The 12093-nt window shown below is 63.8% G+C and carries 11 protein-coding genes; 10 read left to right on the top strand and 1 reads right to left on the bottom strand.

From position 1 onward, the window contains the following. Positions 1–232 precede the first annotated feature (232 nt). From pgi to HH212_RS14040, 8 genes are all read left to right on the top strand, one after another. Positions 233–1873: a glucose-6-phosphate isomerase gene (pgi, locus tag HH212_RS14075; protein ID WP_170203048.1), complete on the top strand. Its 1641-nt coding sequence runs from the start codon at positions 233–235 to the stop codon at positions 1871–1873. Between the two features lie 16 nt (positions 1874–1889). Further along, on the top strand, positions 1890–2786 hold the full coding sequence (locus HH212_RS14070; protein WP_229217279.1) for an SMP-30/gluconolactonase/LRE family protein: 897 nt from the start codon (positions 1890–1892) through the stop codon (positions 2784–2786). A gap of 470 nt (positions 2787–3256) precedes the next feature. Beyond that, positions 3257–4429: an HlyD family secretion protein gene (locus HH212_RS14065; protein ID WP_170203047.1), complete on the top strand. Its 1173-nt coding sequence runs from the start codon at positions 3257–3259 to the stop codon at positions 4427–4429. Positions 4430–4439: 10 nt separating this feature from the next. After that, positions 4440–5693 (top strand): Fic family protein, encoded by a 1254-nt coding sequence (locus tag HH212_RS14060; protein WP_170203046.1) that lies wholly within the window; start codon positions 4440–4442, stop codon positions 5691–5693. A 13-nt stretch (positions 5694–5706) separates the two neighbouring features. Then, complete coding sequence (locus HH212_RS14055) at positions 5707–6381, top strand: hypothetical protein (RefSeq protein ID WP_170203045.1); 675 nt, start codon at positions 5707–5709, stop codon at positions 6379–6381. Between the two features lie 66 nt (positions 6382–6447). Continuing rightward, positions 6448–6912, top strand: a complete 465-nt coding sequence (locus HH212_RS14050) for a hypothetical protein (RefSeq protein WP_170203044.1) — start codon at positions 6448–6450, stop codon at positions 6910–6912. A gap of 90 nt (positions 6913–7002) precedes the next feature. Next, positions 7003–7491: a hypothetical protein gene (locus HH212_RS14045; protein ID WP_170203043.1), complete on the top strand. Its 489-nt coding sequence runs from the start codon at positions 7003–7005 to the stop codon at positions 7489–7491. 32 nt (positions 7492–7523) lie between these two features. Then, positions 7524–9617 (top strand): peptidase domain-containing ABC transporter, encoded by a 2094-nt coding sequence (locus HH212_RS14040; protein ID WP_170203042.1) that lies wholly within the window; start codon positions 7524–7526, stop codon positions 9615–9617. Between the two features lie 164 nt (positions 9618–9781). Here HH212_RS14040 and HH212_RS14035 read toward each other — a convergent pair whose 3' ends face one another. After that, entirely contained in the window at positions 9782–10516 is a 735-nt protein-coding gene (locus HH212_RS14035) for a hypothetical protein (RefSeq protein WP_229217278.1), read from the bottom strand. Between the two features lie 184 nt (positions 10517–10700). Between HH212_RS14035 and HH212_RS14030 the strand changes: the two genes are divergently transcribed. Then, complete coding sequence (locus HH212_RS14030; RefSeq protein ID WP_308633206.1) at positions 10701–11294, top strand: PAAR domain-containing protein; 594 nt, start codon at positions 10701–10703, stop codon at positions 11292–11294. Next, complete coding sequence (locus HH212_RS14025) at positions 11291–12079, top strand: polymorphic toxin type 44 domain-containing protein (protein WP_170203040.1); 789 nt, start codon at positions 11291–11293, stop codon at positions 12077–12079. The genes HH212_RS14030 and HH212_RS14025 overlap by 4 nt, the downstream gene beginning before the upstream one ends. The last annotated feature ends 14 nt before the right edge of the window (positions 12080–12093 follow it).

The following is a 12093-nucleotide window of genomic DNA, read 5'->3' as shown; positions in this document are numbered from 1 at the left end:
ATGAGAGACAGCGCGCTCTTGCGCTCATAGAGGGGAAAGTGATTTCGCAATGCATGCAAACGCCTGCGTCCGCGGTAGGATGGGCAGGTCCCCTGCCCACGCGTCCAACCAGCTCCGACCCTGCCGCGCAGCCAGCCAGCGATTTGGACAATCACATCCATGTAGTGAATTTACGCCCGCTTCCTGTATGATTCGATCATCTGCATAAAATGACATCATACCGTCCGACATCATGCGCCAGCCACCCTTGAGCAGCACCGCCAGCTACCAGCAACTCCGCACCCACGCCGCCGACGCCGGCGCCTGGCAGATGCGCGAGCTCTTCGCACAAGACCCGCAACGCTTCGAGCGCCTGTCGTGCGAGGCCGCCGGGCTGTTCCTAGACTATTCAAAAAACCGGCTGGACGGGCGCACGCTTGAACTGCTGGCAGAGCTGGTACGAGAGCGCGGCGTCGAGCGCCTGCGCGACGCCATGTTCGCCGGCGAAAAGATCAACCTGACGGAACAGCGCGCCGTGCTGCACACCGCCCTGCGCGCGCCGCGCGAGCAGCAGATCACGGTCGACGGCCAGGACGTGAGCGGCGATGTGCACGCCGTGCTGGCGCGGGTAAAGGAATTCAGCGACGCGGTACGCAGCGGCGCCTGGCTCGGCCACACCGGCAAGCCGATCACGGACATCGTCAACATCGGCATCGGCGGCTCCGACCTGGGTCCGAAGATGGTATGCCTGGCGCTGCGCCAGTTCGCCCATCCGCGCCTGACCATGCACTTCGTATCGAACGTCGACGGCCACGACATGGACGCGGCGCTGTCGAAAGTGGACCCGGAAACCACGCTGTTCATCATCGCCTCCAAGACGTTTACGACGGCCGAGACCATGATGAACGCGCACACCGCGCGCGCCTGGTTCCTGCAAAACGGCTCCGAAGAAGCACTGGCAAAGCACTTCGTCGCCGTGTCGACCAACGTCGAGGCGATCGAGGCCTTCGGCATCGATCCGGCCAACATGTTCCCGTTCTGGGACTGGGTCGGCGGCCGGTATTCGGTGTGGTCGGCGATCGGCCTGCCGGTGGCGCTGTGCGTCGGCTACGGTTACTTTGCCGACTTCCTGGCCGGCGCCCATGCCATGGACGAGCACTTCCGCACGGCCCCGATCGAGCAGAACCTGCCGATGATCCTGGCCCTGGTCGGCTTCTGGAACCGCGAGTTCCTGGACGCCGGCTCGGTCTCGATCGCGCCCTACCACCAGGACCTGAACCGCTTCCCGGCCTACCTGCAGCAGCTCGACATGGAAAGCAACGGCAAGCGCGTCACGCGCGCCGGCGACCCGATCACCGACTACGCCACCGGCCCGGTGATCTGGGGCGACGTCGGCACCAACGGCCAGCACGCCTATTTCCAGCTGCTGCACCAGGGCACCGACGTGACGCCGATCGACTTCATCGCCGCGCTGCGTCCGGCGCACGAATTCCACAACCACCACGCGGCGCTGCTGGCCAACTGCTTCGCCCAGTCGGAAGCCTTCATGAAGGGCAAGACCATCGACGAGGTGCGCCAGGACCTGCAGGGCCTGGACGCGGCCGAGATCGAGCGCCTGGCGCCGCATAAAACCTTCCCGGGCAACCGTCCCAGCAACACCATCCTGATGGAGTACCTGACCCCGGCCACGCTGGGCGCCCTGATCGCGCTGTACGAGCACAAGGTATTCGTGCAGGGCGCGCTGTGGGACGTGAACAGCTTCGACCAGTGGGGCGTGGAACTGGGCAAGGTACTGGCCAGGAAGATCGAGGCCGAGCTGACCGGCGACGCCCGGCCGCAGCAGCACGACGGCTCGACCAACGGCCTGATCGCGCGCGCCAAGGCCGCGGTATAAGGAAGGAAGCGGACGCATGAAAACGGAAAAATTCACGGTCGTACACAACGAGGCGATGCAGGTCGGCGAATGCCCGCTCTGGCACCCGGTCGAGTCCGCGCTGTACTGGGTCGACATCGACGGCATGGCGGTGCACCGCCTGCATCCGGCCAGCGGCAAGCATTCGACCTGGGCCATGGCGACCGAACCATCGGCAATCGCGGTCGACCTGGACAACAACCTCACCGTCGCCACGCGCGCCGGTTTCGTCTACCTGAACACCAGCAGCGGCGACGTGCAGGACCTGGCGGCGGCGCCGTACGACACGGCCAGGGTGCGCTTCAACGACGGCCGCGTCGACCCGGCGGGGCGCTTCTGGGTCGGCACCATGTACGAACCGCGCGACGCGCAAAAGGCCGAGATGTACGTGCTGGAACGCGGCGCGCTGCGCCAGGCCTGGTCGGGCGGCATGACCAATTCCAACGGCCTGGCCTGGAGTCCGGACGGCGCCACCATGTACCACGCCGATACCACCAGCCACCGCATCGATTGCTACGACTTCGACGCCGCCGCCGGCACGGTATCGAACCAGCGCAACCTGGTCATGTTTTCCGACGACAAGAAGGCGGCCGACTACGGCGGGCGCCCGGACGGCGGCGCCGTGGACAGCGAGGGCAACTACTGGAGCGCGCTGTACGAGGGCGGGCGTTTGGTCAAGCTGTCCCCGGCCGGCCAACTGCTGCAAGAGATCGCGCTGCCCTTGCGCTGCCCGACCGCGCTCGCCTTCGGCGGGGCCGACCTACGCACGCTGTACGTGACCAGCGCCAGCAAGGGCCGCCCGGACGCCGAGCTGGAACAGTATCCGCACAGCGGCAAGGTGCTGGCATTCGCGGTGGACGTGCCGGGGATCGCGCAGACTGAATATCGTGACTAATAACTTACGACTCTGATACTGCATTGAAGTTCCAAGCAAATCATTGCGAACTTTTATTGCGGCAGTAAATTGAATGCCCGTGTATATCACGGGCATTTTTATTTTAGATAAGCAATTCCATAAACAGGTTTTTAAAGAAACTCTCAAAAACTCTCCCCACTTAATGTATTGCATCAGGAATACACATGTGCACCGTTTAGTTCGTTTACCGGCTTGGCGCACTATTGGCGCAAATTGAAAAGTCAGCGAAGGCAGTCCTCTACAGTAGCGACTCTCTCGCCAAACCGAAATGGCGTTTTCGCCTCTTTCAATTTTTGCCCATGACTTTTCGCGCCGCTCCCATTGCCGTAGCAAAAGAAGACAGTTGTATTCAAACGCCCGCCCTTCCCTATTTCAGGCAAGCCGCGGTCGACGCGAATAAGCACGATCGCATTTCGCCTTTCAAGACATCCGGTTCGCTGGGCTGGTTATTGACCCTCTTGTTCGTCGGCATCATGGTCACGGCCATTTCGTTTCTTGCCATGGCCAGGTACGCGCGCCGCGAAACCGTCAGCGGCCAGATCGTACCGAAAGCCGGCGCCATCCGCGTCAATCCGGCGATTGCCGGTATCGCGGAACGGGTATTGGTCAAGGAAGGCGAATTCGTGCGGGCCGGCCAGGCCATCGCGGTGATCGCCTCGCACCAGGCCTTGAAAAGCGGCCAGAACCTGGAGCGCGAACTGAAAAGCGTGCAGGACATGCAGCAACAGGCCTTGCAGCGCCAGACCCGCGCCCGCCTGCAGCAGATCGGCGAACAGGTGGAGGAACTGGCGCGCCGCCGCGACGGCCTGCTGGCCGACGTGGCCCGCTGCGCCGACCTCGAACGCCTGCTCGGGCGCAGGCTGGCGCTGCAGCGCGACACCTATGCCGCGCAGAAGAGCCTGGCGGACAAGGGCATGATCTCGGCCGCGGCGCTGCGCCAGCAGGAAGACGCGGTCCTCAACCTGCAGCAGCAGGGCGAACAGGCCCGGCGCGACCGGGCGCTGCAGCAAAACCAGATCGACCAGGTCGCCCATCAATTGCGCCGGCTGCATGCCGAGGCCGAACTGGCGCGCTCGGAAGCCGACAGCGCGCGCGGCGAATTGCTGGCGCACCAGCTGAATTCGGACGCCCAGCTGGCCGCCAGCGTGGCGGCGCCGGTGGCCGGCTATGTCACCGCGATCTCGGCGCACGAAGGCGCCAGCGTGACGGCCGACCAGACCATCGCCGTCATCGTGCCGGCCGCCGGCAAGGCCGACGAGGTGGCGCTGGAAGCCGAGCTGTGGGCGCCCTCGCGCGCCATCGGCTTCGTCAAGCCCGGCGCCAGGGTGCGCCTGATGTACGACGCCTTCCCCTTCCACACCTTCGGCGCCGCCGCCGGCACCGTGGTGGACGTCGCCGGCAGCCCGTTGCTGCCCAAGGAAATCCCCTTGCCGCTGGAGCCGCGCGAAGCACTGTTCCGGGTGCGGGTGGCGGTCCGGCACGGCAAACTCGACGCCTATGGCCAGCAATGGCCGCTGGCGCCGGGCATGCGCCTGAACGCCGACCTGGTGCTCGAAGAGCGCTCCCTGCTCGACCTGCTGTTCGAGCCGGTGCGCGTGGCCGGCAAGCGCTTCCTCGACTGACGGGTGGCCCATGGATCGACCGACGACTGCGCGGCTGCACCAGCCGCTGCGGTGGGCCGCGCTGCCGCCCGCCACCCGGGAACGCTTGGCGCGACTGGAAATCGCCCTGATGCGCTGCCTGCCGCTGCCGGACACCGGCTACGATGCGCTACGCCAGTTTGCGTTCGCCCCGACGCCGGCGATCGCGGTGCGGCCGGCCATCCGCGCCGCCGTGCTGGCGCGCGGGGAACAGACCCATGCCATGACCTCGGAACGCGCGGTGGTGGCGCGCTTCGCCGCCATGGCGGGCGAATTTGCAGAAGGATTTGCGGGCGTGTCGCTGTATGCGCTCGCCCGACGCGTGCGCAGCGCGCTGTTCGGCAGCCAGGAAACATTGCGCCGTGTCGACCTGACCATCACCTTCCTGCCCTGGCTGCGGCTGGCGCCGCCGGCGCCGGCCGATCCGTTGCACAGGCGCCTGGATGCCATGGCGAGCGGACACCCGGTGCTGGATGCGCTGAATGCCTACCTGGTCCTGCTGACGGCGCACCCTTTTACCGACGGTAACGGCAGGACCGCACGCATCGTCTTCAACCTGGTGTTGCGCCGGCATTATCCGGATGCGCATTACCTGCCCTTGACCGAATTGTGCCGGCCAGGCGCAGGCGATGTCGAAGAATTATTGGCGCGCGCGAATATCGGCGGCGATTACCTGCCGGTGCTCGATTACCTGGCCGAATTATTGTGCGCCTATTGCGCATTTCGCCTGCGGGGCGCTTCCGATCCGGTTTTCTCCGATCCGCTGGCGGAAATCGCGTCACTGCTGGACTCACGTCCAATCGGCGCGGAACCGGGCCGCCGATTCGATCTCAACAAGATCGCGCCATTTCCCGTGTCGATGCGCGAACTCCTGGCCCTTCCCGATCACGGTGTCAGGCACACGGCGGATAGCGGATTCGTCCGGTCGATCGCCGATTTCGCGCATGCCTTATCCGCTTTCGGCAGCGTCCAATTCGCCCTGACCACGCTGGATTCGCTGTGCGCCCGGCATCCCGAGCGCTCCATCACGTTTTTCGTGCAAGCCCACAGAAAGGAGGATCTGTTACTGCGATTCAGAGAATTGCGGCGTATGGCCGAGCCCATCCATAACGTCGAACTTGCCGTCTCCACGGGCGATCCCGCGCTGGACGCCAAGCTGCTCATCAACTTGTCCGGCTTTTATACCGAGCACCGCGCGGAACGCGATGCACTGCTTATCTTGAACGATTTTCCGATTCACATTTAAAAGGTTGATTGAAATGCGCACTATTCCTGATGACGTCCTGGACCTGATCGCCGGTGGCCGCAAGGTGTCGACTTGGAACTCCTGGACCACCAGCATCACCATCGTCGGCCATGCCGAGCCCGAGCCGTGGTATCCGGGCGACGCCGGCGGCGGCGCCTGGGGCGGCTACGGCAACGGCGACGGCAACAGCGACGCCGGCGGCGGCGGCGGTGTTGCCGGCGACTACGGGGTCGGACAGCATCATGCCAGCCCGGTGCCGGAATTCGCGCCGGCCAACGTCCACATCGACACCGTCCGCAACGTGGTGCTGGAAGCGGCGACCCAGATCAAGGCGCTGGCCAACCTCGACGGCAACGAACATGGCTGCATGATCGTCCGCACGGGCGAAGGTACGCTGAAGGTGGGTCCGATCAGCAGCGGCGACTTCGATAGCGTCACGACCGGCTACACGCTGCAGCCGGGCGACACCGTCGTCGCCTGGGTCCATGACCATCCATACGACTTCAGCATCGACCAGAGCCGGCCTTCCAGGCACGACATCGACAGCTACAGGGACATGCTGTCGCAACCCCGTGTCGATCCGAATGCGCTGATGTACATCGTCGACATGAAATCCGGCGATTCTTTCGAATACCACAAGGGTTCCCGCTTCGACAAACCCGGTGCCGACATTTCGAAAGACTTTTGATTGATGAAGAGAAGCCATGGAACAGCGCAATCGCTTTGAAGCGCCACATCTAAAAAAGGTGAATGAATGAAAACAAAAATGGGTCTGGGGATGATATGCGCGTTTCCTCTGCTGGCTTGCGCAAGCGTACCCGGCAACACGGTCACGGCCAGCGCCGGCGGACATCCCAAGTCCGCCGTGTCGTCGTCGGTGACGTACCGCGCCACCTGCCCGGAGGCAACCTATGCGCTGGAATCCGACGGGACGGCGAAAACCGTCGCTTTCCACGTCGAAGGCGATGTATCGGCGCCGGTGGAGTTGGCCAGGTCGCCATTGGGGCAGATTTTTCTGGACAAGAAACTGCATGGCAAGGTGACACTCGCCTGCGGCATGCCGGGTTTGTACCTGCAATTCAACGGCTACAAGGCCGGCGCCAACGGCCCGAAACCGGTGGGCTATATGGTGATCATCGAAAAGGGAGGCATCCTGAGTCACAACGAACCGCTGTATGAAACGAACGAAAACGAAATATTGCGCAACTCGATGGAGTGAATTCCGGTCTTGGTGAAATGCGCCTATCTACCCCCTGCGGGATGCCGACGGCTCCGCAGAGGGCTTTCACGTATCTGGAAAGGTCGATGAATGAAAACAAGAATGGGAATGGGGACGCTGTGCGCATTTCCCCTGCTGGCTTGCGCGGGCACATCGGGCGTATCAGGCCTATTGAGCGACACGGTCACGATCCACGCCGGTGGCCATCCACGGCTGGCCCCGGCGGCGTCCGTGACCTATCGGGCCAGTTGCAAGGAAGCCAGCTATTCCCTGGCATTCGACAGGAGCGCGAAAGCAGTCCGTTTCCAGGCCGAATCGGATACGGATACGCCGGCGCCGGTGGACCTGAGCACATCGCCCCTGGGACACGCCCTGCTGGGCAACAACCTGTACGGCAAGCTGGCGACTGCCTGCGGCCAGCCGGGCCTGTACCTGTTTTTCCTGGGATACAAGGTCACCCCCGGCGGCGCCAGGCCGGTCAGCTACACGGTGATCATCGACAAAGGAGGAAACCTGGACAGCGACGATGGCTTACACGATGAAAAGGAAGAGTACGTGTTGAACAAGCGGATGGAATGAGTCCGCCATGACGATGACTGGAAACGCCTATCATGCATGACTACCCTTTGCAGGACGAAGTCGCCGACTGCGGCCTGGTATGCCTGGCCGTCGCCTCGCAACAGCTCGGCGTCGGCGTCGACCTGGCCACGCTGCGGCGCCTGTATCCGATGTCCTCGCGCGGCCTGACCATGCGCGAGGTGCGCGACATCGCCACCCACATGGGCATGACCGGGCGCGCGGTGAGTTGCGAGATCGAGGAACTGGCGCAGCTGCGCACGCCGGCGATCCTGCATTGGGGTTTCCAGCATTTCGTCGTGCTGGTCAAGGCCGGCCGCTCGCGGCTGGTGGTGCACGATCCCGCGGTCGGCCGCATCACGCCGACCGCCAAGGAACTCTCGCAACAATTCACCGGCGCCGCGCTCGAACTGCGCGCCAGCCCGGAATTCAAGCGGCGCAGCGCGCCCAGCGAACTGGCGACCGCCTCCTGGTTCCGCTTCGGCCGCGACACCTGGTCGCCGCTGCTGCAAATCCTGCTGCTGTCGGTGCTGCTGCAAATTTACATGGTAGCGACGCCCTTCTTCATCCAGCTGGCGGTGGACGAGGCGGCGCTCAAGGGCGATGCCCAGCTCTTGAGCGTGCTGGCCTGGGGCTTCGGCCTGTTCTGTGCCTTCAATGCCTGCGCGTCCCTCCTGCGCGGGGTGCTGGTGGCGCGCCTGACCAGCGCGCTCGGCTGGGACATGACGACGCGCCTGTTCCGCCACATGGTGCGCCTGCCGCTGCCGTGGTTCCAGCGGCGCCGGCTGGCCGACGTGCTGTCGCGCTTCGACGCCATCGGCCCGGTGCGCGACCTGGTCTCGGGCACGCTGGTGTCGGCGGTGGTGGACGGCATCCTGGCCATCGTCACCCTCGCCATGATGGCCTTCGTGTCCCTGCCGCTGAGCCTGGTCACGCTGGGCGGGCTGCTGCTGTACGCGCTGACCCGGCTGGCGGCGCTGCCGCTGAACATGAAATTCGGCGGCGCGGCGATGATGGCCAGGATCGCCGAGAATGGCAAGCGCATCGAGACCGTGCGCGCGATCCAGACGCTGAAGGTGATGGGCGCGGAAAACGAGCGCGAACTGCACTGGTCGCAAAAGCTGGCCGACAGCCTGCGCCAGGACCAGCGCCTGACGCTGGCCAATCTCTCCTTTTCCACGATCCAGTCGCTGCTCGACGGCTTGCTGCGCATCGTGCTGACCTGGATGGGCGTGCGCGCCATCATCGACGGCCAAATGACGATCGGCGTGCTGTACGCCTTCCTCAGCTACCAGACCCAGTTTTCCGCCAAGGCGGCGCTGCTGGTGGACCAGTACATCAAATGGCGCACGACGAGCCTGTACAGCCACCGCCTGGCCGACATCGTGCTCACGCCCAAGGAAAAGGACATCGACGCGCCGCCGGCGTGCGCCGGCATCGAGATCGCCGGCGGCATCGAACTGCGCGGCCTGGCGTTCGCCTACGCGCCGCACGAGCGGCCGGTGTTTTCGAACCTGTCGCTGCGGGTCGCGCCGGGCGAGTTCGTCGCCATCGTCGGCCCGTCCGGCGCCGGCAAGTCGACCCTGCTGAAAGTGCTGTGCGGGCTGTATCCGGCCAGCGCCGGCGAGGTGCTGCTGGACGGCCAGCCGCTGGCGGCGTGGGGACCGAAGGCGGTGCGGCGCGGCCTGGGCGTGGTGATGCAGGACGACGAACTGCTGAGCGGCACGATCGCCGAGAACGTCGCCTTTTTCGACGAGGCGATCGACATGGAGTGGGTCTGGCACTGCCTGCGCACCGCCGCCCTGGCCGGCGACGTGATGGCGATGCCGCTGCGCGCCGAGACGCCGGTGGGCGACATGGGCGCGGCGCTGTCCGGCGGCCAGAAGCAGCGCCTGCTGCTGGCGCGCGCCCTGTACCGGCGCCCGCGCCTGCTGGTGCTGGACGAAGCCACCTCGCACGTGGATGCGGCTTGCGAGGGCGCGATCAATGCCGCGCTGAAGGCGCTCAAGATCACGCGCATCGTGGTGGCGCATCGCAGCGAGACCATTGCCGCGGCCGACCGGGTGATTCGGCTCGAGCATGGCCGGATCGCGTTCGGCAGCACCGCATCCAGGATGACCGAGGTTTGAAGCGGTTGCCTGAGCGCCACTGACACGAACCCCATGGCCGCCTTGGCTTCGTCTCGCCGTACCAGCAAGCGTCCTGTCTTCGACGACGCATCGGTGGGCCGCGCCCCTCGCCCCGAAACCCGTGTCGGTGGATCTCATGGCGACCCCGCTCACCTTCACCGTGATTACTTTCCCGACCCGCTTCCCATCTTCTTCTGCAAGTTGGAAAGCTGCGCGCTTAATTCCGCCATGCCGAGTTCCTGCACCGTCTTTTGCATGTCCGTGCTGTCACGCACCTTCTTTTTTCCGTCAGCCGACTGGTTCTTGCAAACGCCAAACCATATTTCCTTCGCCTTGCTCATGTCGGCCGACGCTCCCGCCTGCGCCAGCAACTCGCGTGTCTTCCGATACGGCGCCACCGGGTTCGATACGTAATAAGGCTGCGTGACAATGATCGGCACCAATGCGAGCACGTTTTCCGCGATCTGCGGATTACACGCCGGCATGCTCTGCCTTAGCGACAGGGTGGACGCAATCCATGGTGTCATTCCCATTTCGTCGACATCGTTGACATGGCGCCTGACGCTATCGGATGTCAGTAATGCGTCGACCACGTTCGGATAGCCGAGATAGGCGGCCAGCGCCAGCGGCGACCCCTTTCCCTTTTCCTTCGCCAGCAATCCCTTCGTCAAACCATTCGCAATATAGCGGCGTATCTCGTTGGCCGCCTCGGTTTCGGCCGCGACCATGTCGTCGGTCTTTCCTGTCGTTTCTGCCAGCGAATAGATACGGTTGCCAAGGGACGCAATTACGGCCGACGGATCGCGCGGCGACTCTGCTGCATTCACAGCCGCTGGAAATGAAAGGCATGCCGCCAAGGTCAAGGCCATCATGGACGCTGGTTTTTTTTGCTGGTTCATTGTTTCTTGAATTGGTTGAGCGGGACAGGCACGCATTGCGGCGATAACGCAAACCGGCCATTCCAGTCAGCATAGCAAATTGCCACCGAGAAAAACTCATGGATTGTCACGTTCGTGGCTCTTGGTTTGCATGGCCGCTGTGGAGCACGATACGTTTCGGGCTGTATTTTGTTGCTGTTAAAATATGAATCCGTCCTGTCAATACGGGGTTACTACCATGAGTATCATCGGTTGGATACGTGAAGGCGATGCCGCGGCATGCGGCGGTCACGTAGAACACGGACACCCGGCCTATACGAGCCATGGCAAGCCACTCGCCCATGACGGCAGTCCCATGAAATGCGGGAAGAACTGCGTGGTCAAGGCAGGGCCGCACCACTTTACATTGCCGGATGGCCTGCCGCAGGCGCTGCATGGCGACCAAACCAGCGGTGGCTGCCCGCTGATGTCGACCCTCAACGGTATTCATGGCATTGACGACCCATCCGGCGCACCGGTTACCACAGCTTATTTCCAGCCGGCGGCGGCTGCACCGGCTGCCCCCGGCCTCGCCGCCGCAGCGCAGGACGAAGCGCTGTGGGTACCCGGCCGCTACGACGACCGTTACGTGCTGTTGGGTGCCGGCAGCGGCGAACCGCTTGCCTACGTCGACTACGCCATCGAGCGCGAGGACGGCAGCGTCGAGCACGGCACTACCGACGCCGAAGGCCACACTCACCTGCTCAAGCAGACGCTGGAACGGGAACATGTGCGCATCTACCTGGAAGACAATGCATGAGCGCCGTACTGGACAGGAATGGCAGGCCGATGCGGCTGGTCGCGGCCATCAACACCACCCCGGTGACCGACGCCACCGCAAAAAGATTACCCGTTTGCAACCATGGCAACGACGTGGTCGACATTGCCGAATACATGGTCACGGAAATGAAACGCAATCCGTTCACCGAACAGGGCAAGAAGATGACAGAGGCGAATGCCTACGACATCGCCAAGGAAATGGATGAATGGAATGCCTTGCCATGGTATGCGAGGTTGGGCGGCCCGCCCGACTATACCGGTATTGCAATGGGCAAAAAGGCTGCGGCCTACACCATCTGGGCCGAGCGGGTCGGGCCGGGCCGGCCATGGGACCACAAGCCGATTCTGGCGGAGCGCCTGCGCAAACAGCAGATCTTCCGCAGGGGTTGGCAGCGCTATGGCAATGACGATTATTTCTACGATATCTGGTCCAACATCCATTACGGCTACGTCGGCGCCGCATGTGGTTTCAGCCTCGGTGAATTGTTGGGTGGCGCCGGACTGGCCCAGGCTGGCAGCGACATCGGACGCGACTTGGCGAAGCCCCGGTTCCCGCGGATTCAGCACCACCCTGAAAATGGCAACTGGGCCAATGCACTCGACGATGTTCCAGACCATATCTCCATCAAGCTGGGCGTCGCCTTGTACAAGCAGGCGAAGCCGGCCACGCTGACGGTGGCGATCCTGCTGAAGGCTATCGTCGGCGTGCCCACGCCCTGGGGCAGTGGCGATGACATCGCCAAGCGCACACATCAATGTTCTTAATAACAATCTTATCC

The organism is Massilia forsythiae, assembly GCF_012849555.1.
Taxonomy (GTDB): domain Bacteria; phylum Pseudomonadota; class Gammaproteobacteria; order Burkholderiales; family Burkholderiaceae_D; genus Telluria; species Telluria forsythiae.
The sequence above is the reverse complement of the archived record's forward strand: the minus strand, read 5'-3'. Positions and strand labels throughout refer to the sequence as shown.